At 58.1% G+C, this 24,538-nt stretch carries 25 protein-coding genes; 7 read left to right on the forward strand and 18 right to left on the reverse strand.

The window, feature by feature from the left end; translation table 11 throughout:
* Positions 1-14 precede the first annotated feature (14 nt).
* Positions 15-1,556 carry an amidase gene (locus tag KIK84_RS05470; protein ID WP_214122016.1) on the reverse strand — a complete coding sequence of 514 codons (1,542 nt, stop codon included), beginning with the start codon at positions 1,554-1,556 and terminating at the stop codon, positions 15-17.
* A 118-nt stretch (positions 1,557-1,674) separates the two neighbouring features.
* On the opposite strand from KIK84_RS05470, the gene KIK84_RS05475 reads away from it, so the two are divergent.
* The gene (locus KIK84_RS05475; protein WP_214122017.1) at positions 1,675-2,631 is read left to right on the forward strand and encodes a LysR family transcriptional regulator; all 957 of its coding nucleotides are present in this window, start codon (positions 1,675-1,677) and stop codon (positions 2,629-2,631) included.
* 124 nt (positions 2,632-2,755) lie between these two features.
* On the forward strand, positions 2,756-4,006 hold the full coding sequence (locus KIK84_RS05480; RefSeq protein ID WP_214122018.1) for an NAD(P)/FAD-dependent oxidoreductase: 1,251 nt from the start codon (positions 2,756-2,758) through the stop codon (positions 4,004-4,006).
* Here KIK84_RS05480 and KIK84_RS05485 read toward each other — a convergent pair whose 3' ends face one another.
* From KIK84_RS05485 to argB, 15 genes are all read right to left on the reverse strand, one after another.
* The gene (locus KIK84_RS05485; protein WP_214122020.1) at positions 4,007-5,197 is read right to left on the reverse strand and encodes a sensor domain-containing diguanylate cyclase; all 1,191 of its coding nucleotides are present in this window, start codon (positions 5,195-5,197) and stop codon (positions 4,007-4,009) included.
* A 21-nt stretch (positions 5,198-5,218) separates the two neighbouring features.
* Positions 5,219-6,505 (reverse strand): 5-demethoxyubiquinol-8 5-hydroxylase UbiM, encoded by a 1,287-nt coding sequence (ubiM, locus tag KIK84_RS05490; protein ID WP_214122022.1) that lies wholly within the window; start codon positions 6,503-6,505, stop codon positions 5,219-5,221.
* A gap of 64 nt (positions 6,506-6,569) precedes the next feature.
* The gene (locus tag KIK84_RS05495) at positions 6,570-7,250 is read right to left on the reverse strand and encodes an aspartate/glutamate racemase family protein (protein ID WP_214122023.1); all 681 of its coding nucleotides are present in this window, start codon (positions 7,248-7,250) and stop codon (positions 6,570-6,572) included.
* 39 nt (positions 7,251-7,289) lie between these two features.
* Positions 7,290-8,090: an amino acid ABC transporter ATP-binding protein gene (locus tag KIK84_RS05500; RefSeq protein WP_214122025.1), complete on the reverse strand. Its 801-nt coding sequence runs from the start codon at positions 8,088-8,090 to the stop codon at positions 7,290-7,292.
* 1 nt (position 8,091) lies between these two features.
* A complete protein-coding gene (locus tag KIK84_RS05505) occupies positions 8,092-8,733 on the reverse strand; it encodes an amino acid ABC transporter permease (protein ID WP_250207813.1) in 642 nt (213 codons plus the stop codon).
* 222 nt (positions 8,734-8,955) lie between these two features.
* Positions 8,956-10,209 (reverse strand): NAD(P)/FAD-dependent oxidoreductase, encoded by a 1,254-nt coding sequence (locus tag KIK84_RS05510; protein ID WP_214122028.1) that lies wholly within the window; start codon positions 10,207-10,209, stop codon positions 8,956-8,958.
* 86 nt (positions 10,210-10,295) lie between these two features.
* Positions 10,296-11,129 carry a transporter substrate-binding domain-containing protein gene (locus KIK84_RS05515; protein WP_214122029.1) on the reverse strand — a complete coding sequence of 278 codons (834 nt, stop codon included), beginning with the start codon at positions 11,127-11,129 and terminating at the stop codon, positions 10,296-10,298.
* An 88-nt stretch (positions 11,130-11,217) separates the two neighbouring features.
* Positions 11,218-11,982: an enoyl-CoA hydratase gene (locus tag KIK84_RS05520; protein WP_214122031.1), complete on the reverse strand. Its 765-nt coding sequence runs from the start codon at positions 11,980-11,982 to the stop codon at positions 11,218-11,220.
* A 5-nt stretch (positions 11,983-11,987) separates the two neighbouring features.
* Complete coding sequence (locus KIK84_RS05525; RefSeq protein ID WP_250207768.1) at positions 11,988-12,827, reverse strand: acyl-CoA thioesterase; 840 nt, start codon at positions 12,825-12,827, stop codon at positions 11,988-11,990.
* Entirely contained in the window at positions 12,814-14,007 is a 1,194-nt protein-coding gene (locus KIK84_RS05530; RefSeq protein WP_214122032.1) for an acetyl-CoA C-acyltransferase, read from the reverse strand. The genes KIK84_RS05525 and KIK84_RS05530 overlap by 14 nt, the downstream gene beginning before the upstream one ends.
* Before the next feature lie 17 nt (positions 14,008-14,024).
* On the reverse strand, positions 14,025-16,424 hold the full coding sequence (locus KIK84_RS05535) for a 3-hydroxyacyl-CoA dehydrogenase/enoyl-CoA hydratase family protein (protein WP_214122033.1): 2,400 nt from the start codon (positions 16,422-16,424) through the stop codon (positions 14,025-14,027).
* Between the two features lie 42 nt (positions 16,425-16,466).
* The gene (locus KIK84_RS05540; RefSeq protein ID WP_214122034.1) at positions 16,467-16,925 is read right to left on the reverse strand and encodes a DUF2147 domain-containing protein; all 459 of its coding nucleotides are present in this window, start codon (positions 16,923-16,925) and stop codon (positions 16,467-16,469) included.
* A 34-nt stretch (positions 16,926-16,959) separates the two neighbouring features.
* The gene (locus KIK84_RS05545) at positions 16,960-18,756 is read right to left on the reverse strand and encodes an acyl-CoA dehydrogenase C-terminal domain-containing protein (RefSeq protein WP_214122035.1); all 1,797 of its coding nucleotides are present in this window, start codon (positions 18,754-18,756) and stop codon (positions 16,960-16,962) included.
* A gap of 16 nt (positions 18,757-18,772) precedes the next feature.
* The gene (locus KIK84_RS05550; protein WP_214122036.1) at positions 18,773-19,447 is read right to left on the reverse strand and encodes a TetR/AcrR family transcriptional regulator; all 675 of its coding nucleotides are present in this window, start codon (positions 19,445-19,447) and stop codon (positions 18,773-18,775) included.
* Between the two features lie 149 nt (positions 19,448-19,596).
* The gene (argB, locus tag KIK84_RS05555; RefSeq protein WP_214122037.1) at positions 19,597-20,493 is read right to left on the reverse strand and encodes an acetylglutamate kinase; all 897 of its coding nucleotides are present in this window, start codon (positions 20,491-20,493) and stop codon (positions 19,597-19,599) included.
* A gap of 101 nt (positions 20,494-20,594) precedes the next feature.
* Between argB and KIK84_RS05560 the strand changes: the two genes are divergently transcribed.
* The 3 genes from KIK84_RS05560 to KIK84_RS05570 all read left to right on the forward strand — a co-directional run bounded on the left by KIK84_RS05560 (position 20,595) and on the right by KIK84_RS05570 (position 22,068).
* Positions 20,595-21,128, forward strand: coding sequence for a phasin family protein (locus KIK84_RS05560; RefSeq protein WP_214122038.1), 534 nt, complete (start codon positions 20,595-20,597; stop codon positions 21,126-21,128).
* Positions 21,121-21,780 carry a TetR/AcrR family transcriptional regulator gene (locus tag KIK84_RS05565; RefSeq protein WP_214122040.1) on the forward strand — a complete coding sequence of 220 codons (660 nt, stop codon included), beginning with the start codon at positions 21,121-21,123 and terminating at the stop codon, positions 21,778-21,780. Before KIK84_RS05560 ends, KIK84_RS05565 begins: the two co-directional genes overlap by 8 nt.
* Before the next feature lie 93 nt (positions 21,781-21,873).
* On the forward strand, positions 21,874-22,068 hold the full coding sequence (locus tag KIK84_RS05570; RefSeq protein ID WP_214122042.1) for a hypothetical protein: 195 nt from the start codon (positions 21,874-21,876) through the stop codon (positions 22,066-22,068).
* 29 nt (positions 22,069-22,097) lie between these two features.
* Here KIK84_RS05570 and KIK84_RS05575 read toward each other — a convergent pair whose 3' ends face one another.
* Positions 22,098-23,510: a wax ester/triacylglycerol synthase family O-acyltransferase gene (locus KIK84_RS05575; protein ID WP_250207769.1), complete on the reverse strand. Its 1,413-nt coding sequence runs from the start codon at positions 23,508-23,510 to the stop codon at positions 22,098-22,100.
* An 84-nt stretch (positions 23,511-23,594) separates the two neighbouring features.
* Between KIK84_RS05575 and KIK84_RS05580 the strand changes: the two genes are divergently transcribed.
* Entirely contained in the window at positions 23,595-23,849 is a 255-nt protein-coding gene (locus KIK84_RS05580) for an acyl-CoA-binding protein (protein ID WP_214122044.1), read from the forward strand.
* Here KIK84_RS05580 and KIK84_RS05585 read toward each other — a convergent pair.
* Entirely contained in the window at positions 23,838-24,125 is a 288-nt protein-coding gene (locus KIK84_RS05585) for a polyhydroxyalkanoic acid system family protein (RefSeq protein WP_214122045.1), read from the reverse strand. The genes KIK84_RS05580 and KIK84_RS05585 overlap by 12 nt on opposite strands.
* 49 nt (positions 24,126-24,174) lie before the next feature.
* Here KIK84_RS05585 and KIK84_RS05590 point away from each other — a divergent pair, with 49 nt between their 5' ends.
* Entirely contained in the window at positions 24,175-24,489 is a 315-nt protein-coding gene (locus tag KIK84_RS05590) for a DUF1840 family protein (RefSeq protein WP_214122047.1), read from the forward strand.
* The last annotated feature ends 49 nt before the right edge of the window (positions 24,490-24,538 follow it).

The raw sequence follows: 24,538 nt of genomic DNA on the forward strand, positions 1-24,538 counted from the left end.
TAGATAAGAAACCGTTAAACAGCGCTCACCGAACCCGATGCATGCAACTGCATATCACCCGCCAGAGGTGGCGCAGTCACGATGGATTTGAGGGATGGAAATGGCTCTGGGATGGCATGCACATTGGGGATAGGACGGCGCAACTGCTGGTAAGTAGAAAAAGCCTTCTCCAACGCTTGTGAAATGGCCAGCAACTGCACATCACCGCGAAAACGTCCCACCACTTGCAAGCCAAAAGGCATACCCAACTCATCAACGCCACACGGCAGACTGATGGCTGGATGCGCCGTCAAAGTCAGCACATAGGTCAAGGCTAGCCAGCGGTAATAGTTTTCTTGTTTTTTGCCGTCGATGCTGTCCGCATACAAGGATGTCCATGGAAACGGCGACAGCGGTGTTGTGGGGCACAGCAGAATGTCGTAGTGCTCAAAATAGTGCTGAAACGCTTGCGTGATGCGTGTTTGCTCAGCCCGTGCACGCGCCACATCCCGCAAACTCATCGCAGCCCCCAACTCATAGTTGGCACGCGGATTGGGGCCCAAATTAGCAGGATTTTGGCTATAAGCAGCATCCATGCTGGCGACAAAACTCTCAGCCCTGAGCACATCAAAGCAAGTATGTGCTCCCAAAAAGTCCAACTCAACGGGTTCACACTTGGCAAACCAACCTTGCATCAAAGCCACCTTCGCTTGGAAGGCGCGGCGCACTAGGGGGTCTACGTCGCACACGCCCAAATCCTCTATCCACCCCACGCGCACAGTGCTGAGGTCAAGCTCCTTGGGCTGCAAAAATTGCTGACTATCCAGCGGGTATGTCAGCGGGTCTGCGCCATGCATGCCTGCGCTAGCGGCCAGCTGCAAACACGTATCAGCCACCGTACGGCCCATAGGCCCCACCACCGACAACGGTGTCCAACCAAACTTTTTGCGCTCACTGGGCACAACACCTGGCGAGGGGCGCATGCCAACCACACCATTGAGCGCAGCCGGAATACGCAAAGACCCCCCCGTGTCCGAGCCTGTACAGACAGGGAGCATGTCACATGCCAAGGCAGCAGCAGAGCCACCCGATGAGCCACCGGCATTGAGGTTGGGATTAAACGGATTGCCCACCGCACCCCACACCACATTGCGCGAATTGGCACCCGCTCCAAACTCCGGCACATTGGTTTTGCCCGCCACCACTGCCCCCGCAGCACGCAAACGCTGCACAAGCACATTGTCAGCACGAGGAATATGGTGGCGAAACAAAGGTGAGCCATAGGTGGTGAGCAAGCCCTCCGTGTCCTCTAAGTCCTTAACACCCAGTGGCAAGCCATGCAATAAGCCCAATGGCTTTCCTTGCATCACTTGCTGCTCTGCTTGTCGCGCTTCAACACGCGCTCGATCAAAGCAAGTCGCCGTGATCGCGTTCACACGCGGGTTGACTGCCTCGATGCGTGCAATGCATGCATCTAGCAACTCAAGGGGCGAGAGTTCCTTACAACCAATCATGCGGCGCATCTCCACAGCAGGGAGGGCCAACAAAGAATCGTGCGGCAATGCATGCTTGCTCATGTTGTTTCGCTGATCGAGTCCATCAGACTTGTGTCATAGATGATTGCATCTTATGCTGCTCATGCTTTGCCAGCCACAACCAAAACTAAAAGTATCTTTGCTTTTTTGGAAACCTTTCATGCACAAAAAAACCGCAGAACTGCAAGAGACTTCGTTGCGCTATTTTTTGGAAGTCGCCAGAAGTGGCTCACTCACCGCAGCGGCCGAAACCCTTTCCGTGGCGCCATCAGCCATAAGCCGCCAAATAGCACATCTTGAAAAAACGCTGGACACCCTGCTTTTTGAACGCCGCGCCCGCGGCATGACATTGAATGCAGCAGGTGAACTGTTGGCTGCGCATGCGCAGCGCCAACTACAAGACGCCGATCGCGTACTCACAGAAATAGAGGGGCTGCGAGGGCTGCACCAAGGGCGGGTTCACATTGTCAGTACAGCAGGATTTGCCTCGGACTTTTTGCCCAATACCATCGCAGCCTTTCGCAAACGCTACACCGGCATTGAATTCCAGCTCACCGTCTGCAAACAGTCCGACGTTTCCAAGCGGATACGCGAGGGCAATGGCGACATAGGCATCAACCTTGGCTTTAGCCCCGAATCGGGCGTTCGCGTGCAATTTCGCCATCCCTCCTCGGTGTTGGCCATCACCGCCCCCACCCACCCTTTGGCCCAGCGTCGCCAGTTATCGGTCGCCGAAATCGTGACCTATCCACTGGCTCTGCCTGAGCGCAATATCGACTCCACCCTACGCCAACTCTTTGACATTTGCTGCAGCAGGCAAAGCCTGCAATACCAAAGCGTTTTTAGCAGCAACGACCTGAATGCACTCATTGGCTTTGCCGCTGCTGGCGGTGGTATCTCGCTTTGTGGTGAACTGGCCATTCGAGAGCGCACAGCAGCCCACCAACTGTGCGCCATTCCACTGCGCGATCGAGAAATGAACGAGCGTTTCATGGAAGTCCAAACCATGGCCGGCCGAATGCTCCCCACTGCATGCCAAGAGTTTCTTCAGTACCTCAAAGCCAGCGCAACTGGCTCTTTGACCACCATCCCCGAGAACACAACACTGCCCTATTAAGTATTCTTTGCCTATTGAGCAAGCATGTTTTTCAAAAAGCATCATGTTTGTCAAAGCAAAATTCCAGCAAAATGCATCCAAGCACTGCAAAGCGCAGCCTATCCCTATCCAAGTTGGAGAACCCATGAAAAGAACCACCATCGTCCTAGGTGGAGGCATCGTCGGCATTTCCTCAGCACTGAGTCTGCAAGAGCGTGGGCACAGCGTCATCGTGGTGGATCGTAAAGCTCCGGGACGCGAAACGTCGTATGGCAATGCAGGACTCATCCAACGCGAGGCTGTTGAGCCATACCCATTGCCACGCGACCCCAGCGAACTGATTCAGCATGCGTTCGGGCTCAGTCCTGCAGTCCATTACCACTGGCGCGCCCTGCCCACCATACTGCCCAAACTCATAGCGTATTGGCGTGCCTCGACCCCCGCACGCCATGCACAAATTAGCAAGGAATGGGCCACTCTGATAGAGAACTCCACCAGCGAGCACGCCCAATGGATAGAGCAAGCCAATGCACAGGAACTAGTCACCCCAAAGGGTTTTCGTTTTGCATGGCGACAGGAGCACAGCTTTAAAGCAGGAGTAGAAAGAGCCAAACGCCTTCAGCAAACCTTTGGCGTGCAATTTCGCGCACTGGGCACGGACGAACTGCTGCACGAAGAGCCTGCCATCACACAACGTTTTGTCGGCGCCGTGCACTGGACAGAGCCATGGGCCGTATCCGACCCCGGTGAACTGGTCTCCCGCTACGCCGCATTGTTTGCACAACGCGGTGGCCTTATCGTGCAAGGCGATGCATTGAGCCTTCAGCAAACCACCAATGGGTGGAGCGTGATGACACAAGACGGGTTGCACGAAGCATCTGACGCCATCGTTGCACTGGGGCCGTGGGCGGATGATGCGCTTCGCCCTCTGGGCTACCACTTCCCGCTTTTCGTCAAACGTGGCTACCACAAGCACTACCAAGTAGAACGACAGCTCAGCATGCCTTTGCTGTGTGCCGATGATGGCGTCATGCTTGCCCCTATGCGCGCAGGCTTGCGCATCACCACTGGAGCTGAACTGACCTTACGCGACGCCCCAGCAACCCCTGTTCAACTGAAAATGGCTGAACGCGTTGCTGCGCGTGCCTTGAAAATTGGCAAACCAGTAGAAGACACCGCATGGCTAGGCGCACGTCCTTGCACGCCAGACATGAAGCCCATCATTGGTGCAGCGCCCCGCCACCGTGGGCTGTGGTTTAACTTCGGGCATGCCCACCAAGGCTTCACCCTGGGTCCAGCCAGTGCCCGCTTGTTAGCAGACATGTTCGATGGAAAAACGCCTTACATCAATCCCGCACCGTTCACAGCCAAGCGGTTTGACGAAGTGAAGCAATAGCTAGCGGTTAGCAAACTTCATGGCATACAAGTGCTTGTCTGCCACCGCTATCAGACTTTGCTGGTCTTGCCCATCGTGCGGGAATCGGGCTAAGCCGTAGCTAAAAGCCGGGCGCAACTCAACTCCGCCGTACAACATGGGCAAAGGCTGCAATTGGCTGCGCACTTGCTTGAGCGCTTGGTCTATCGCCTCCATCGAATCTCCGGTGTAGAGCGCGATGAATTCATCACCTCCAAAGCGGCCCATGATGTCGCGCGTCCCGCAACTGGCATACAGCGCGCTGGCCACAGCCATCAGCATTTGATCCCCTGCCAAGTGACCATGCAGATCGTTGGTCGTCTTGAGGCCATCCACATCGAACAAGGCCAGCACAAAGGACTGCTTATCGTTCTGCGCCTGCTGCAAGGCATGGGCAAACAAATCGTCAAAGTAACCCCGTGTCAGCACCCCAGTCAAGGCATCGACTTGGTAGCGCTTGATGCGGTCGGTGTAGCGCTCGCGTGCCAATAAGGCAATCTCAATCTGCGCTCGTATGCGCTCAACAATTGAGACATCCGTTATGTCATAGGTATCGTTAACAGATGAATCCAAGTTGAGCAAACCAAACAGGCGATCCCCCACAAAAATGGGAGCACTGATGACAGACTTGTACTCCCACACTTCAGGCTTGATAACAGTTTCGACAGTATGGAAATCTTCGCGATTGATCAACCGCGCCTCGCGGATGTGACCATCGGTGACTTGATACAAAAAACAATCTTCAAGACGCAACCGAAAATTGCTCACGAACTCTTCTGTAAAACCACGCGATGCTGCAAACGTCAAATAGCCGTCGTCGCCCAAAATCAGCACCGATCCGGTGGTGGCGGTGTTGAACACACTGAACAGGTAATTCAAGATGGTGCCGTAAATGAGCTCAATGTCTTCGTTGAGCAAGATGTCACGATTCACTCGGACATTCATTTCCGCCAACAAAATCAACCGTCGGGACGACTCCTGCAATGCACGGTAGCGCCGCATGTGCTCTGCAATACCGAAGTGCAACAATGCCATACACAGGATGGAGACAAGCCCCCAAGACACCCCATAGGCCCCTCCCAACGCCAAAGCAATCAGGCTACAACATATGGCCACTGTGACGCCAACCATCCCCCAACGACTGGGGAGGGCGATGAAAACGTTTTTTTTCATAGCGAGAGTATGGCACTGTCGCTACCGCCCTGTAAGCGATGCAGCCACTGCACGCCGGAACAAGGGCAAATGCTGGCCCACGCGCAAAGCGGCACGGCGCAACAAGCGCGCTGCCGCATGCTCGCTGGTGTACAGGTGGGTAATAGCCTGTGTCGCTATGAAGGTGGGCTGACTGCTCATGCGCTGTGCACGTTCATAGCGCGCCAAAGCGTGGGCGTCAGCCACCCCTCGCCCTTGGGACCATGACTGAACCAGAGCATGGGCCAAATGCTCCACACTGCGCAGCCCCAAGTTAAAGCCATGTGCGGTCACCGGGTGCATGCCACAAGCGGCATCCCCCACACACGCCAAGCGGGGGCCAACCAAACGCCTAGGGTACACAGCCACCAAAGGATAGACATGGCGTGTGCTGCACAAGGCCATGGCACCCAAGCGGCCAGCAAAGCGTTGCTGCATATCCGCATTGAAGCGGGCATCGTCCATGTGCTCCACCGGCCTCATCTGGGCTGCGGGCAGCGTCAACACCACCGAAGAGCGGGGCATCCCTGTCTCGGAGCACGGATTCATGGGCAGCAAAGCCAAGGTTTGGCCATAGCCAAACCACTCCCACGCTTGGTGGGCATGGTCACGCTCGTGGCGCATGGTGCACACCAGCATGCTGCGACCAAAGTCATGCATATCAGCAGCCAAGCCCAAAGCCCGGCGCACGCCCGAATGGCGGCTATCGGCTGCCACCAGTAACTGGGTGTGCAAGCGTCGCCCATCAGCCAGTTCCACCACCGCGCCATCGGCCTGCACGTCCACGGCGTGGACGCTGCTATCGGCCAGCAAGGTGGTTTGCACATGCGGCATCGGCGATGCAGGCTCCAAACTGGGGGAAAGGGCATCCCACAGCGCTTGGCGTATGTGGTGGTTGGCGACCAAAAAACCCAATTCCTGAGGCGCATGGCTGCGCTGCACTGGAGCATCGCGATGGCTGATGGTCATGGCAAACGGGTCATCGCCATCCATCACCAAGGCATCTTTCAACGGTGATTTGGCCTGCGCGGGTATGCGCTGCCACACCCCCCACTGCTGCAGCAGCGCTACGCTGTGCTGGGTGAGGGCAATCTCTCGGCCATCGAAAGCGGGGGCTTCCAAACTACTGCGCGGCGCTTGTTCGACCAAACCAATGCGCAACGCAGCGGCTGCGGGCAAGCTGTGCTGCAGTTGCAAAGCCAGCGACAGGCCTGCTGGGCCTGCGCCAACAATCAGGACGTCATACGCAGCGTTGGATGATGCAACAGAGGAAAAGTCGTTTGGTGCCATGGCACAGCAGCATAGCTACGCCAAGGAAATAGGCTTTGCCGCACGTCAAAGGACACTCAGCACTCTATCGCCGTGCTATCGCTTTGTTCCAAGCAGAAACCAAGAGGGTTTCGATATCGAATACGGGGCGTCCTGTAGCACGTATCACCGCATCGCGGTAGGGCGGCATATTGGTGCACTCAAAGACGATGCTGCGCACCTCCGGGTGGCGCGCCACCAAGGCCATGGCAGCATCCACGACATTGCGCTCAGCCTCCACCACGTCAAGCTGTAACTCATTACCGAGCAATCGGCGGTGGAATTCACAACCGGGCTCAATGCCTTGCACGGGGGTGTTCGGCGGAACACCAGCTTGCCCCAGAATGGCATCGGTTAACGATGCCGCATCAATGGTCACGATGCCTGGCAAAGGCACCCATGCACCTTGCAGAAGGCTCGATGTCAGCACTGGTACGGATACCTGCTCCGACAAGAAGGATTGGTAGGCCGCCAAAAACCCACAACTGGTAGAAATCATGCTAGCCCCTTGGGCAACCAGTTCCCGCGCTGCATCCACAAACGGTTCCAAGAGAGTTGGATCAGCCTCTTTAATAACGCGCTGCGGCGATGCGCCACGCACGATGGTGTAGCGCACCGGAATCCCCGCGCGCGCGAAAGTCTCGGCATTGCCCACATCGCCCACGGGGCGAGGGAACTGCGTATCCAGCATCAAAATGCCAAGGAACGCGGGAGCGGGATTCACCATGTCAGACCTTCTTGTGGGATAAGCTTGCAACGACACTCACTAGGCCGCATGCGGTGTTGTTCCGACACCGCGCGACTCGCTGGCCCTGAAGCGACTCAAGAAACTGCGCGTGGCTTCTTGGCGCGGGTTATCGATCACCACAGACGGTGGGCCTGCTTCGGTCACGACACCATCGCGCATGAAGATGACTTGATCGGCCACTTCACGGGCAAATGCAATTTCATGCGTCACCATGATCATGGTCATGCCTTCGCGCGCCAACTCTTTCACCACATTGAGCACTTCCCCCACGAGCTCGGGGTCGAGCGCCGATGTGCATTCATCGAACAACATCACCGCTGGTTGCATCGCCAGAGCACGCGCAATCGCCACGCGTTGCTTTTGGCCACCGGAAAGTTTGTCCGGGTAGTAGCTGGCCCGGTCGGCCAGGCCGACCTTCTTGAGCAAGGCCAAGGCCGTTGCCTGCGCCTCTGAAGCGGGCTTGCGCTGCACGGTGACAGGGCCTTCCATCACGTTCTGCAATACCGTCATGTGCGGGAACAAATTGAAGTGCTGGAAAACCATCCCAGTAGTGGCACGGAACTGAGCCAGTTGTTTTTCAGACGGCATCACAGTGTTGCGGCCATCGAATGCGATGGATTGCGCTCCCACGGTGATGCGCCCTCCATCAGGCACCGTCAGCAAGTTAATGCAGCGCAACAACGTGGATTTGCCAGAACCCGAAGGGCCAATCATCGCCACGACTTGGCCACGCTGGACTTCGAGATGGATGTCCTTGAGAACGGAGGTCTGACCAAAACTTTTCTTCAGACTCTCAATGCGGATGAGGGGTTGGGACATATCAGCTCTCCTTGACGGCGGCTACTTCGAGACGCTTGGCCCACAGCGTGATGGGCAGCAACACCGCGAAATACACCACGGCGATGAATGTATAGACCTCCAAAGGGCGGTAGGTGTCGTGCGCAATCACCTGCCCTTGGTACAGCAAATCGGGCACAGCCAGCACCGACAACAGCGAGGTGTTCTTGAGCTGCATGATGGACTGGCTCATCAAGGGGGGAACCATGCGCCGAAACGCTTGCGGCAGCACCACGCGCTTCATCAGCTGGTAGCGGGTCATGCCCAGCGCTTTCGCCGCTTCAACCTGCCCCACGTCGATAGAGATCACCCCACCACGCACAATTTCGGAATAAAACGCGCCGCCATACAGCGCCAGACTGAGCGTAGCGGCACCAATGGCCGATATTTCGATGCCCGTGAGCACCGGCAAAGCGTAGTAAAACCACACCAGCTGCACCAGCACGGGCGTACAACGGAACACTTCCACATAGGCACGCAGGGGGGCGGTAATGAAGGGGTCACTCGACAAACGCCCCAGCCCCACGACCACACCCACGATCAAACCCAAGACGACGCAGACCACTGTGAACAGGAGGGTGTAACCCAAACCCGAAAGGAGCAGCTTGCGGTATTTCCACAGCATGGCAAAGTCCCAGTCGTAGTTCACACTGGCATTGGAACTGTAGGTTCGCAATAGATAAAGCGCCCCACCCACAACAGCCAGCAAGACGAGCAGCGCCAGCCAACGCGAGCGCAGTGACCTGCTGCCCACCAATTCAGAATTCCCCATGGTTTTCTCTTTCATTTAACGTAATTGGTTTCCTGATCCCCAACAAATTCCTCAACCCAAGGCATATGGATTTGCCTACTTCAACCATCTTAGTGGCGAAAATGGACGCGGATCGATGGGGGTTGACTCGCCCTGCATGAGGGCACCGAGCAAGGCCGCAGTACCGGTACTGGTACTGAAGCCCACATGCTGGTGGCCAAAAGCCAACCACAGTCCAGGCAAACGGGGGGCGGGCCCAATCACGGGTCGGCTGTCGGGCAAGGTGGGGCGACGGCCCAACCAAGCATCCTCTTCCAGCCGCGCCCCCAAGGGCAATGCTTCGCGCGCCGCACGCTCTGCCAAATCCAGCTGCACTAGCGACTTGGGCGCATCCAGGTCTGCCAACTGCACGCCCGTGGTCAGCCGCAAGCCTTGCTCCATGGGCGACAGGACATAGCCACCACCTGTGTCGTACACCGGGCGATGCAGGGTTGCCCCACTGAGTGCGCCATAGTGCATGTGGTAGCCGCGTTCGTACGCCATCGGCACAGACAGTCCCATGCGTCCCAAGAGTTGCTTGGCCCATGGGCCCACTGCCAGCACCAGTTGCTTCACGACCATGGAGGGGCCCGTACCGCCCAACTCCCAGCCCGCATCGTGGGGCGTCACATCGCGTATCTCACGCTGTACCAGCGTTCCCCCGCGCTGTACGAACAGGCGTGTGTAAGCTTCGACCACGCGACCGGGACTGTCCACCGAGGCAGTGTCTTTGATCCACAGCGCCTTGGGAAAAATGGGTCGCAAGGCAGGCTCCAGATCCGACAAGGCGTGGCCATCGAGCACCTGCGTGGATACCGCATACGACCCCAGAACATCGCGTGTCCACTGGGCATCGGCAAAAGCCTGTTCCGAGCGGTACAGAAACATCCACCCGTTTTCCCGCCACCGGTGCAACTCCCCCGCTTCACCCAACAAACGCCGATGCTCTGGCATGGACAAACGAATCAGCGCATCCAATGCCGTGGTCGTCTCCCTGCAAGGCACTTGGCGAGCGCGCGACAAGAAAGCCAGCGCCCAGTGCGCATTGCGGGCTAGGAATGCGGGGTCGTAGCGAAACGACGCGGATCGGTTGCGCAGCAGCTTGGGCAGTGCGCGCCACAAGGTCGGGTTATTGAAGGGCACCAACGAACTGCGCGCGATGACTCCCGCATTGCCGTAAGAGGTCTCATGGCCCGGGTGCTGGCGATCTATCAACACCACATCAAAACCGCGGCGTTGCAATTCCAGTGCACAAGTAACACCAACCACGCCGGCACCCAAAACGGCGACGCGTTGTTCAACGGAGTTCATAACTAATTTTTATGGCTGACGCAATACAAAAAGCCACTGAAGGCCCACGGCCATCAGCGGCTCACAGAATTATGCTGTGATCGGAATCAGAACTTGATATCTGCGGTGAAAGCACTGGCTGGAACCCCTGCCAACTTCTCCATATTGCTGAGGATCACGCGGCGCACTTCACCACGGCCACGGTACTCTTCCAGCCACTTGTTCACATTTTTCTGCATAGTGAGATCGGCCTCTTTTTGCAAGCCAATGCTCACAGGTGCAGTGAACACGGGGGTTGGCACATACATCGAGCCAATCGAGGCGCGCTTGGCCAGCAAGGGCTGGGCCAGCAAGATCACGAGGACTTGGCAATCGGCTTTGCCCGCTTGCAGGGCCAGTGTGGCTGAAGACGAGTTTTCCAAGCGCTGCACATCGGCCTGTGGCAAGGACTTGGTCGCAAACTGGTCATGACTGGAACCCACATCGACCGCAATTTTTACCGTCGATTTGTTGAGCTGCTCCCATGTAGTGGGTGCCAAGCCTTTGCGGCACACCGCTGTGTAGGTGTTTTCGAACAAGGTCTCCGAGAAGTTCACCACTTCCTTGCGCGCGGGGGTCGGTGCCATGCCGAACATCACATCAATTTTGTTGGATTGCAAATCCAACACGGCGTTGCCCCACGTGGTCTCCACGAACTCGAGCTTAGCGCCCAACTTCTTGGCCAAATCCTCCGCGAAGTCAGGGCCAAACCCTTCCCACTTGCCTGTCTCCAGATTCTTGTTGTAGTAGGGGATGGCACCTGCCACCACGCCAATGCGCAAGGTTTTGGTTCGCTGCACCCGAGCGGCCGAGCTTTCGGTCACTTGCGCGCCCACAGTCAAAGAAAAACACAAGCCCGCAACAGCAGCCAAAGCCCGCAAGGCAAGAAAACGACGATTCATAGGAACGCTCCAATACAAGTGATTCAAGTTTTACAGGGAAGCAAAAAACATGCGCGGTGCGTACGATACTGCAGTTTGGTAGCCCCACTCACAGCTTGCTGAAGTCCGGATGGCGCTTGTCCATGAAAGCGGTGAAAGCCTCTTTGGCAGCGGGTTCGCGCAGCATGCGGGCAAAGCTGTGCGCCTCTTCCTCGATGCGCGCCAGCAAAGCGGCTTGTTGGCCGCCCTTGAGCAAACGCTTGGTTTCCACCAGCGAGCTCAGTGGTTTGGCCGCCAGCTTGCGGGCTTGGGCTTGGGCATAGCCATTGGCCTCGGTCGGCGGCACCACGCGGTTGACCAAGCCCACTTCGAGCGCTGCTTCGGCAAAGAAAGGCTCGCCCATCAAGAGCGCCTCCGCTGCACGGTGCATGCCCATAAGCTGGGGCACCAGCAAGCTAGAACCGGCCTCGGGGCACAGGCCCAGATTCACAAACGGCATAGAAAACGCCGCGTTGTCCCCGGCGTACACCAAGTCGCAATGCAGCAGCAAAGTCGTGCCAATACCCACTGCAGGGCCGCACACAGCAGCCAGCAAAGGCTTGGGAAATGCCACCAAAGCACGCAAGAAACGGAACACTGGGGCATCGGTACTGGCTGGCGGATTGGCCAAAAAGTCTGCAATGTCGTTGCCTGCGGAGAACACGCCCACATCGCCCTGCAGCAGCACCACGCGCACAGCGGCGTTGGTAGCCGCTTCTTCCAAAGCTTGGGCACAGCTGCTGTACATGGTCTGGGTAAAGGCGTTTTTCTTCTCCACCCTGTTCAGGGTGATGGTGCAAATGCCATCGGTCAGGTCGGTCAATATGTCGGACATGGTGTTCATTCTTTGTAGTAAACGATTTGGTGCGTGGTGGCCAGCAGGCTGCCGCTTTGGCTCCAAAGCTGGGCCACATGGTCAAAAAAGCCATGGCGAAAGCCCTGCCCTTGCACCTGCCCCAACACATAGCCCATACCATGCTGCTGTAGCTGCTCGCCGCTGGCATGGAAATATACCGTGATGGACACCGTGCCCGTGGGCACCATGAGCGCCCGGCGCGAGTACACGCGGGGGAAGAACATATCGGCCATCGCCGCCAAACCCGCAAAGTCCATCGGACGTGGTGGGATATCGCGCACCCACAGGCGGGTAAGGCTCGTATCGCTGGTGGTGCCGAGCTCGGTCAATGGCGAACCCTGCATCACACGCCATTCATAACGCGAGAGAAAGGGCCTGTCCAGCAGCATGCGGGGCATGGGCACCTGCTCGGGAGCCGGCACCACGGGCATCTTGGTTTCATCATCGGCCCATGTATCGCGGCGCAGGGCTGTGACGGCGGTGGCCGTCGTCACCACTTTGCCATCCTGCTCCATGCGCAACATCCAGTGCTGGGTGGAGCGATTGGTTACCACCGGTTGCGCCACGATGGTGAACGCCCCGTCTGCCACCGCTGCGCAAAAGTTCACCGTTAGGCTGACGGGCTCACCCAAGCGCTGCGGGTGCAGCCAAGCGGCTTGCAGCATTTGGGCCGCCGTCACGCCCCCATACGGGCCCACCATATTGGCGTATCCCGGATGGGTGTGGCCCTGCCAGCGCACGGTGCCGTCGGCCTCGTGCTGCAATGCAGTCAGGGTCAGTGCTTGGTCCAGCGTATGCACCCAATCGACCTTACACGCGCTCAAAAATACCGGCAGCGCCTTGGCCTGTGCCCACGCACATGGTCACCATGCCGTACTTCAGGTTGTGGCGGCGCAGCGCATGCACCACGGTGGCGGCGCGGATGGCACCGGTAGCACCCAAGGGGTGACCCAATGCAATGGCCCCGCCCATGGGGTTGACCTTGGCGGGGTCTAGGCCCAGCGTGTTGATGACCGCCAAGGACTGGGCAGCAAATGCCTCGTTGAGTTCATACCAGTCAATGTCTTGGCTGTTGATGCCGGCATAGCGCAAAGCAGCCGGAATGGCTTCAATCGGCCCAATACCCATGATTTCGGGTGGCACACCACGGGCGGCGTAGCTCACGAAACGGGCCAAGGGGGTCAGTCCAAATTGCTTGACGGCTTTTTCACTGGCCAAAATCAAGGCACCAGCGCCATCGCTGGTTTGCGAGCTGTTGCCAGCCGTCACGCTGCCACGCGCGGCAAACACGGGCTTGAGTTTGCCCAAGGCTTCCAGCGTGGTATCGGGGCGTGGGCCTTCGTCCAGGTTGACCGTGCGTTTTTTGGTTTTGACTTCGCCCGTGGCCAAGTCGGGTACGCGATCGACCACCTCAAACGGGGTGATCTCGTCGGCGAACTCGCCCGCTTGCTGCGCTTTCACGGCACGCAGGTGTGACTCCAGCGCAAAAGCGTCTTGCATCTCGCGCGTCACTTTCCACTGCTGGGCTACTTTTTCAGCCGTCAGCCCCATGCCGTAGGCGATGCCCACGTTTTCGTCACGGCTAAAGACCTCGGGGTTGAAGGATGGTTTGCCACCGCCCATGGGCACCAAGCTCATGGATTCGGCACCGCCCGCAATCAGGACGTCGGCCTCACCCACGCGGATGCGGTCTGCAGCCATTTGGATGGCGGTCACGCCCGAGGCGCAAAAACGGTTGACAGTCACCCCGCCCACAGGATGGTTGAAGGCCAAACCCACGGCCATGCGGGCCATGTTCATGCCCTGCTCGCCTTCAGGGAAGGAGCAGCCAATGATGGCGTCTTCAATCGCCTTGGGATCCAGTGTGGGCACTTGCAACATGGCACTTTGGATGGCAGCCACCAGCAAGTCGTCAGGGCGGGTGTTCTTGAAATACCCGCGTCCGGAACGGCCAATAGGCGTGCGTGTTGCAGCAACGATGTATGCGTCTTGCACTTGTTTCATGTGTGTCTCCGGTCGGGTCAGTTGCGTACGGGCTTGCCTGTGGACATCATGCCCATGATGCGTTCTTGGGTTTTGGGATGGGTTACCAGGCTACAGAAGGCCTTGCGCTCCAGCGCCATGAGGTATTCCTCGCTCACCAAGGAACCAGCATCCACATCACCACCGCACACCACCTCGGCAATCAGGCTGCCGATGTGGAAATCGTGCTGGCTGATGAAGCCCCCATCGCGCATGTTGACCAGCTGCGCCTTCACCGTGGCGATGGCATTGCGGCCCGCCACAGGGAACAAGCGCTTGTGCGGCGCACGGTAGCCTGCAGCGTAAAGCGCCTTGGCTTCGTTGATGGCGACAAACAGCAGTTCATCCTTGTGCGGCACCACCACGTCGCTGTCGAGCAAGTAGCCCAGTTTGCGACTCTCCAGCGCACTGGTACCCACCTTGGCCATGGCCGCAGCGGTAAAACCTTCGGTCAAGAAAGGCAGCACGTCTTTGCTGGTGGACAGAGCCATGTTTTCTGCAGCGCGGCGGGCGATGTAGGTGAGGCCACCGGCACCGGGGATCAGCCCCACGCCCACCTCGACCAAGCCAATGTAGCTCTCCATGGCCACCACGCGCTTGCTGGAGTAGACCGCCAGCTCGCAGCCACCGCCCAGGGCGATACCGCGGATGGCCGAGATCACCGGCACGTTGGAATAGCGCAGCTTGAGCACCGTCTCTTGCAGGCCTTTTTCCATCTCTTCTACGGCAGCAGCGCCACCGGCCACGAACACGGGCATCATGCCTTGCAGATCGGCCCCGGCGGAGAACATTTCATCGGGCGACCAGATCACCAGCCCTTGGTATTTTTCCTCGGCCAGCGCTTGCGCTTGCAGCAAGCCTTCTATGACCTCACCGCCAATGGTGTGCATCTTGGTCTTGATGGTGGCAATCAGCACATCGCCTTCGAGCGTCCACAGGCGAATCGCATCGTCTTCGAACACGGTAGTGCCCGCCTGGGTGGCATCGGGCGCTTGCAGGCCCAGCACGGTCTCGGGGAAGTGCTGGCGCTGGTACACGGGCAGGTTGCGCACGGGCACGAACTGGCCTGTGGTGGGGTTCCACGAGCCTTGGGCTGTATGGACGCCACCCGCCTGCGCTACAGGGCCTTCAAACACCCACTTTGGCAGCGGCTCTTTGCACAACGCTTTGCCAGCATCGATGTCTTCTTGCACCATCTGGGCCACTTCCAGCCAGCCCGCTTCTTGCCACAACTCAAAGGGGCCTTGCTTCATGCCAAAACCCCAGCGCATGCAGAAATCCAAGTCGCGGGCATTGTCGGCAATCGATGCCAAATGCACCGCTGCGTAGTGGAAGCTGTTGCGCAGCACCGCCCAGACGAACTGGCCTTGCGGGCCTTCGCTGTTGCGCAGCAGTTTCAGACGCTCCGCTGCAGGTTTTTTGAGCATGCGGGCGTACACCTCGTCGGCCTTCTCGCCACCGGCTTCGTAGTCCCCGCTCTGAGGGTTGAAGCGCAGGATGTCGCGCCCCACTTTCTTGAAGAAACCTGCCTTGGTCTTTTGGCCCAGGTGGCCCTTCTCAATCAAGGCTTTGAGCACTGCAGGCGTGGCAAAACTCTCGTAGAAAGGATCGGTCTCCAGCGACAGGGTGTCTTGCAGCGTCTTGACCACGTGGGCCATGGTATCCAAGCCCACCACATCGGCGGTGCGGAAAGTGCCCGAGGAAGCCCGGCCCAGCTTTTTGCCAGTGAGGTCATCCACCACGTCGTAGGTCAGACCGAAGTTTTCCACCTCCTTCATGGTGGCCAACATGCCCGCAATACCGATGCGGTTGGCAATGAAGTTGGGGGAGTCTTTGGCGCGCACCACGCCCTTGCCCAGCGCGCTGGTCACAAAGGTTTCCAAGTCGTCCAAGATGGCCGCTTGGGTGGTGGGAGTGTTGATCAGCTCCACCAACGCCATGTAGCGGGGTGGGTTGAAGAAGTGGATGCCGCAAAAGCGCGGCTTGATGCTCTCGGGCAGCACTTCGGACAGCTTGGTGATAGACAAGCCCGAGGTGTTGGAGGCCACGATGGCGTGCTCGGCAACAAACGGCGCGATCTTTTTGTACAGGTCGAGTTTCCAGTCCATGCGTTCGGCAATGGCCTCGATGATGAGGTCGCAATCACGCAGTTGCTCCAAGTGCTCCTCGTAGTTGGCTTGGCCAATCAGCGCGGCGTCTTCGGGCACACCCAGTGGCGCGGGCTTGAGCTTTTTGAGGTTGTCCACCGCCTTGGTGACGATGCCGTTTTTGGGACCTTCCTTAGCGGGCAGGTCAAACAGCACCACGGGTACTTTGACGTTGACCAGATGGGCGGCGATCTGCGCCCCCATCACCCCAGCGCCTAAAACGGCGACTTTGCGAACTTGGAAACGGGACATGTGTGATGTTCCTTTTGCTGTTGAGCTTTGGTGTGCTTTGGTTTATTGCGCCCGCACCCACACTTGGGTGCGGTAGAAGGGGCCGATATAGCCCCGTACCTGCAGCTTCTTGCCATCCTCTAGCGGACGCACGCGCAGGGTATAAGTTTTGCCACTTTCAGGGTCAAGGATTTGTCCGGCCTCCCACAAATCCTCGCCCTCGGTTTTCTTCAGGCCACGGATGATTTCCAGCCCCAGCAGAGGCTTGCCCTTGCGCTCATCGGTGCAGGCATCGCACAGCGCGTCGGGTTTGGCGGTTTTGCTCAGCACTTTGTTGACCTTGCCACTGAGCACGCCATTGGTATCCACGATCACCACCTCCGACTTGACCTCACCGGTCTTGTCGTCAATGGTGTTCCAAGCGCCCACCGGCGTCATTTGGGCATGGGCCACTGCGCCCAGCCACAGCGCCGCTGCGGCGCTCAGCCATTTCACTGTGCTGCCAACCTTGTATATATGCATGTATGTCTCCTCGGTTGCCATCAGGGGTGGGCGGTTAAGCAAATACTGCGTCGGTGTCCATCAGCACGCGGCTACCAGCACGGGCGGTGCGCATCAGCATGGTGGTCTCGGGGAACAGCTTGGCAAAGTAAAAGCGCGCTGTTTGCAGCTTGGCTTGGTAGAAGGGATCGGTGTTTCCCGCTGCGATTTGGCGCAGTGCCACTTGGGCCATGCGGGCAAAGAAGTAGCCAAACACCAAGTGGCCTGCCACACGCAAGTAGTCCACCGCAGCGGCACCCACCTCATCGGGGTTTTGCATGCCTTTGAAGCCAATCTCGGTGGTGAACTTGGTCATCTGGTCCCCCAGGTAGGCAATGGGGTTGATGAACTCGGCCATCTTCTCGTTCACGCCCTCTTCTTCCACCAGCTTGCCAATCAGCTTGCCAAACTTTTTCAGCGTAGCGCCGTTGTTGGACAGCACCTTGCGGCCCAGCAAGTCCAGGCTCTGGATGGTGTTGGTGCCTTCGTAAATCATGTTGATGCGGGCATCGCGCACGTACTGCTCCATGCCCCATTCTTTGATGTAACCGTGGCCGCCAAACACCTGCTGGCACAGGATGGTGGCTTGCATGCCGTTGTCGGTCAGGAAGGCTTTCACGATGGGGGTAAGCAAGGCCAGCATTTCGGCGGAGTCTTTGCGCACTTTCTCATCAGGGTGGTGCAACTCTTTGTCCAGCAACAGTGCGCAAAAGGCTTGCAGCGCGCGTCCCCCTTCGGCATAGGCTTTGGCGGTGAGCAGCATCTTGCGCACATCGGGGTGAACGATGATGGGATCAGCAGGCTTGTCCTTGGCCTTGGCACCTGTCAGGCTGCGCATCTGAATGCGGTCTTTGGCATAGGCCAAGGCGTTTTGGTAGGCCACCTCGGTCAAGCCCAAAGACTGGTTGCCTACGCCCAAGCGGGCGGCATTCATCATCACAAACATAGCTGCCAAACCCTTGTGCGGCTGGCCGACCAGCGTACCGACCGCGCCGTCGAGCACCATCTGGCAGGTGGAATTGCCATGGATGCCCATTTTGTGCTCGATGCCACCGCAGTAAATGGTGTTGCGCTCACCGATGCTACCGTCCGCTGCCACGTTGAACTTGGGCACGACAAACAGGCTGATGCCTTTGCTGCCCTCAGGCGCATCGGGCAAACGGGCCAACACGAGGTGGACGATGTTTTCGGCCATGTCGTGCTCGCCAGCGCTGATGAAGATTTTCTGGCCGGTGATCTTGTAGCTGCCATCGGCCTGGGGTTCGGCCTTGGTGCGCAGCAGGCCCAGGTCGGTACCGCAATGGGGCTCTGTCAGGCACATGGTGCCAGTCCACTCACCACTGGTCAGCTTGGGCAAGTACAGGTTTTTCTGCTCGGGCGTGCCGTGCGCCAGCAAACACTCGTAGGCACCGTGGCTCAGGCCGGGGTACATGGTCCACGCTTGGTTGGCACTGTTGAGCATTTCATAGAACTGGCCATTGACCACAAAAGGCAGGCCTTGGCCACCGAACTCAGGATCGCACGACAGCGCAGCCCATCCACCTTGCACGTACTGGGCATAGGCTTCTTTAAAGCCCTTGGGTGTGGTCACATTGTGGCTGTCACGGTCATAGTGGCAGCCCTCTTGGTCGCCACTCAAATTCAAGGGAAACGCCACTTCCGCTGCAAACTTACCGCCCTCTTCTAACACCGCATTGATGGTATCGGCATCCATGTCGGCATGTTTGGGGATTTGCGCCAGTTCCTGCGTTACTTGCAGCACTTCGTGCAGCACAAATTGGATATCGCGCAGGGGTGGGTTATAGCTTGGCATGGTCTCTCTCCTCAGGTCAGTTTAGGGACGCAGCTGCCGCTGTGGCATAGCGCTGCAACAGGTTGGCAAACCCCAGCTCTGCACGTGCAATAGAGCCAGGGGACTGCAAAAAACGGGCTTCGTAATGCAAGGCCAAAATCAGGCCGTGGATCTCAAAAGTCATCAGGTGTTCATCGGTGTCGGCACGCAAATGGCCGCAGTCCTTGGCTTGCGCAATGGCCCGTGTCACTGCATTGAGCCAGATTTGCGCCGACTCGGCCAAAGCATCGCGCACCGGGCCGGGGCGATCATCAAAGTCCACCGCTCCGCTGATAAAAATGCACCCCGATTGGATCTCTTGCGCCACGCGCTTCATCCAATGCGTGAACAAACTGCGCAAGCGGGGCAGGCCGCGTGGTGCTTGGATGGCGGGAAAGAAAACCTCTTGCTCAAAAGCGCGGAAATACTCCCGCACCACCGAAATTTGCAGTTCTTCGCGTGAACCGAAATGGGCAAAAACACCCGATTTGCTCATCTGCGCGGCCTCGGCCACGGCCCCTATGCTCAAACCCTCCAAGCCAATGCGGGTGGCCAAGGACAAAGCTGAATCGAGCACCAACTGGCGGGTGTGCAACCCCTTGGCACTGGCACGACCGCGTCCGCGCGGCTGAGGGGCTGCGTCGTGTGGCGTGGTCGTGGAGGAGATTGGCATGGAAACGGGAACACACTAAATAGAACGATCGTGCTATTTTGCTGCATTTCCGTTTCGCGGTGTGGGTGGCTGTGTTTTCTAGAGCCCACCTTCTAGGGGTTATTCGGGTTAACCCTAGATTCCGCTGGGCGAGGCCCAACTGGGCAACGTCAGGCGCTGATCATGGTGCCCAATGCATTGCTGGTCAACAGCTCCAGCAGCAGCACATGCGGCACACGCCCATCGATGATGTGTACCGACTGCACACCGGACTTGGCGGCATCCAATGCCCCTGCGATCTTGGGAATCATGCCGCCGCTGATGGTGCCATCGGCACACAACTCGTCAATGCGCTGGGCCGTTAGCTGGGTCAGTAGCTGACCAGCTTTGTCCAGCACGCCCGCGATGTTGGTCAGCATGAGCAGCTTTTCGGCTTGCAGCTCTTTGGCCAAACGGGCGGCCACCACATCGGCATTGATGTTGTAGCTCTCGCCTTGCTCACCGTAGCCAATGGGGCTGACCACCGGGATGCATCCTGCTGCCTGCACGGCACGCAAGAAAGAGACATCCACCGCAGTGATATCCCCCACTTGACCAACATCCAGAAACTGGCCGGGGTTTTGCTGATCGGCCAACTGCAAGCGGCGCGCTTGGATCATGGCTCCATCACGACCGCTTAAACCGACACCGCGCCCGCCAGCTTGGTTGATAAAACCCACGATGTCTTGCTGCACTTCGCCTGCCAACACCCACTCCACCACTTCCATGGTTTCGGCGTCGGTCACGCGCATGCCTTGCACAAACTCGCCTTTCTTACCCAAGCGGCCCAGCAAGCCTTCAATTTGCGGCCCCCCACCATGCACCACCACGGGCCGAATGCCCAGCATCTGCAGCATTACCACGTCTTGGGCGAAGGCTTTCTGCAAGGCAGGGTCGGTCATGGCGTTGCCACCGTACTTCACGACCATGGTTTTGTTTTGGTACTGGCGAATAAAAGGCAGGGCTGCAGCCAGCACCTGCGCTTGATCACCTTGGGAAATAGCTTGGGACAAAGTGTTTTGTGTCATGCGCGTTGAGGGTCTTCTGTTGGAACAAATAGCACTAGGCCGCATTGTGCAGCAGCACAGCCATGCCCATAATGCGCGCACCTTGCCCGATAGGAGACACCATGGCCAAAAAAAGCCCCCCCAGCAGCGACCAATTTAGCAACACCATCAAAGAGTCGGCCCAGCAAATTTGGCAAGCAGGCCTAGGGGCATTTGCGCGGGCACAAGCGGAAGGAAACAAGGCTTTCGAAAGCCTGGTCAAAGAAGGCATGCACCTGCAACGCAAAACGCAGCAAGTCACCGAAGAGCGCCTGAGCGAAGTAACCGCCCGCATGTCCTCCATGGCCAGTGACATCAGCAACCGCAGCACCGGCCAGTGGGACAAGCTGGAAAGCATATTTGAAGACCGCGTCGCACGGGCATTGCAACGCCTGGGCATGCCGTCAGTGCAGCAATTGCAAGCACTGCAAGAGCGCATCGAAGCGTTGGAAAAAACCGTAACCCACTTGCAAAAGCAAACGCCCCAAGGGGCGGCAACCAAAGCCTCATCCAGCGCAACAACAGCCATACCCGCTAAAAAAACCGCCAGCAAGACTGCTCGCAAAAACACAGCTCCCACCGCAACCCCCAGCGCCAAGAAAGCCAAGAATGGTTAAGAAAGCCCCCCGCAGAACGGCACAGCGCATTCTGGAGGTGACGCTGGAGCTGTTCAACCGCTTTGGTGAACCCAATGTGTCCACCACCTTAATTTCGTCCGAGCTCAACATCAGCCCGGGCAATTTGTACTACCACTACCCAGCCAAAGATGAACTGATCAATACCCTGTTCGACCAGTACCAAGACGCACTGAACCAAGTACTTAATGCCAGCGATGGCGTGCGCGATGTGGAAGATGCTTGGTTTTTCATGCACACGCTGTTCGAATTGATTTGGCAGTACCGCTTCCTGTACCGCGACCTCAACGACTTGCTGAGCAAAAACCGCAAACTGGAAACCAATTTCCAAGTGGTGCTGAAAAACAAAACCCGCGCCATCCGCACCCTGCTGCAGTGCATGGCCCGAGCGGGGGCACTGCAAATGGATCCCCAAGACATGGAGGCCAGCGCGACCAGCATGGTGGTGGTCATCACCTACTGGCTCAGCTTTGAATACGTGCGCGACCCACGCAATGCGCTAGAACCCGCCAGCGCGCAAAGCTCTCTGCTGCGTGGGGGCTACCACGTACTCAACCTGTTGATGCCGTATTTGGAGCCGCAGCAACGCAGTCACCTGCAAACCTTGGCTGGCGCCTACCGCTCAGTCGCTTGAAATGCGGGGAATTCCCCCCGCTTATTGGACTCAAGTTTTTCGCAGCACTCAGGACAATCCAGCCATTGCAGTTACTTTCGTGAGGTAAGCACCATGGCTATCAGTCCTGTATCTGGCTCCGCCAGCCCCGTCAAAAGCTCCAGCCCTGTGACGGCAGCGTCCCCCCAATCCACCAACCGCAAGCCCAAGGAAGCCCCCGCTGACGTGGCCGCTAGCGACAACAAACCCAAGCCCACCACCAATGGCATGGGCCAAACCATCGGTCAGACCCTGAACGCGCAAGCCTGACGCGGCCCTAGCACCACGCTAGGCCGCCCTCACTCCCCCCATGGGAGCATGAGTGTGACCATGCTCAGGCGAGCGAACTCGGGTTCAAACTCGTCGATGATGGCTTGCGGATCGGGGCACAACCCGGCATCGGTCATGAGACCGAACTGCACTTCGCCGCCATAGCTCAGCATGCACACACCCATGCCGACAGAGCCACTCTGCGGCACCCAAAACAAAGCCTCTTCGATACGGCGTCCACAAATGCTGTGCTTGCGCGATGGGCCAGGCACATTGGTAATGACTGCCGTTGCCTTGCGTGACAAAAGATTGAGCAATGCATCTTGCGCGGGCTTGATGAGCAGGCCCGCCACCGCCAACAAGCCAAACACCAGCGCTGGCTGGGTGCTGCCCTTGAGTTGGTTCATGCGGTCACGCACGGTGTAAACCCGTTCCACCGGGTTGTCCATGGCAATGGGCAACGACAAGGGCGCAAAGCCAAATTGGTTGCCCAGCTGCGGGGCATAGCTGTCCTCGCGCAGATTCACCGGCACCATGACGCGGATTTCTTTGCCCGTCGGGTCTTGCCCACGCTCGCGCAGATAAGCCCCAATCGCCCCACCAGCGCAAGCCAGCAGTACATCGTTGACCGAACATTTCAGGGCTTTGCCCACGGCTTTGACCTCATCGAGCGCAATGGGTGGGCACCACGCCACACGCTTGACACCGCCGGGCGTTCCTTTGAGCAAGGTGGGCGAATCGTCAGGCATTAGCGCCAGCGATGTCAGGTCATTGAGCATTTGGTAGGCCAGCGCCCCCACATCCACACCCGTAGATTGGCCGCTGGCAGCACTTTTTTGCATACCCTTGGCCGCCAAATCGACCAAAGGCTTGAGCAGCAAGTCCGACAACCACGCTTCTTCAGAGGCAGGGGCCACATGCTTGGCATTCTTGGCTTTTTCCACTGGCAAAGCCGGGGCCACCCCCCCATCGACCAACGCCTCGATCACTGTGGCCAGCGCTACCGCATCGGCCATGCAATGGTGGATGCGTACCAGCATGGCCGAGCCACCGTCGTACTGCTCCACCAAATGGATTTGCCACAACGGATGTTTGCGATCCAAAGGCTGCATCGCCAAGTCGCCCAAACGCTGCTGCAAAGCCTGTTGGGGCGTTTTACCGCGCAGTTTGAGCTTGTCTTGCACCACATGACGCTCTAAATCAAACTGGGCATCCAGCACCCACGCCGCGCCGTTGGCATCTTCTTCTACACGCTGGGTAAAGCGGGTAAAGCGCAGCAAGCGCTCCTGTACCCGTTGGTGCAACTCGGCCAAACGCAAACCCGGGCGCAGCACCCAAACGCCCACAATCATCATCAGATTGCTGGGCGTATCCATGCGCAGCCACGCGGTATCCACTTGGCTCATGCGCTCGCGCTGTACAGGGCTGGTTTTTTTCGCCATCGCTTGTCTCCTAGTCTGGGCGCCATTCTGCAACGTAAACACACCGTAAGATACGCCCAATCCATCCTACAAAGAGACAACATCATGTCAGACCTGAAAGCCGCTTTTGAGAAAGCCGTGGCCGATTCACGCAACCTGAGCCAACGCCCTGACAACGGCACCTTGCTGAAGATTTATGCCCTCTACAAGCAAGCCACCGTGGGCGACAACACAGAGAAAAAACCCGGCTTTGCCGACCCCGTAGGGCGTGCCAAGTGGGAAGCGTGGAGTGCCGTCAAAGGAACTGGCAACGACGCTGCCATGCAGCAGTACGTGGAATTGATTGGTTCACTGGAGTAAAGCATCCAAGTTGCGGGTGATTTGCTCTTCGATGCGCGCCTTAAAAGCCCCGAGTAAAAAACCCAACTCGGCCTGCAGATCAAAACTGCTGGCTTGCACCGTCAGCGTACCTTGCACACCCGCCCGTTCAAAGCGCACGACATCGTGCTGCACGCCGCGTTCGTAGCCACACTCCATGCCGTAGTCGCTGCGGGCTTGTTCCATCCAACGCTGGGCCAGCAAGCGGGCTTGGTCTAAACCCAAGGTATGGGTGCGGCGGATGTGCAGTTGGGGCATCTTCTTTCTCCTAACGAATAGCCATGATTGGTTGGGGTTAGTATGGGGCATGCTGTACCGCTTCTACTCCCGCGCTTGCGCTGACATCATCTTGCTGCCCTCAACCGCACAACCAATACTGCGCTTGTGGGGCAAAGACGAGTACGCACCTGAAGGAATAGTCATAACGCAAGATATTGCGCAGGCTATTGAGGCGCTGGAGCAAGCCATTGCAGCCGAAGCGGCGCAATTGGCTGCGGCCACGCAATCTGACGAGGAAGAACCTACGCCCCCTAGCGTAAGCCTGCGCCAACGTGCCGCCCCGGTGTTAGACCTGTTGCGCCGCAGCCTACAAGCCAATGAAGCCGTGCTCTGGCGCACGTAAAGAGGCGCTCGAATGGGGCTATCATTCCGCGATTGGCGCTAGGCCAGAC

It is taken from the genome of Curvibacter sp. CHRR-16, from assembly GCF_018474005.1.
Taxonomy (GTDB): Bacteria; Pseudomonadota; Gammaproteobacteria; order Burkholderiales; family Burkholderiaceae_C; genus Allorhodoferax.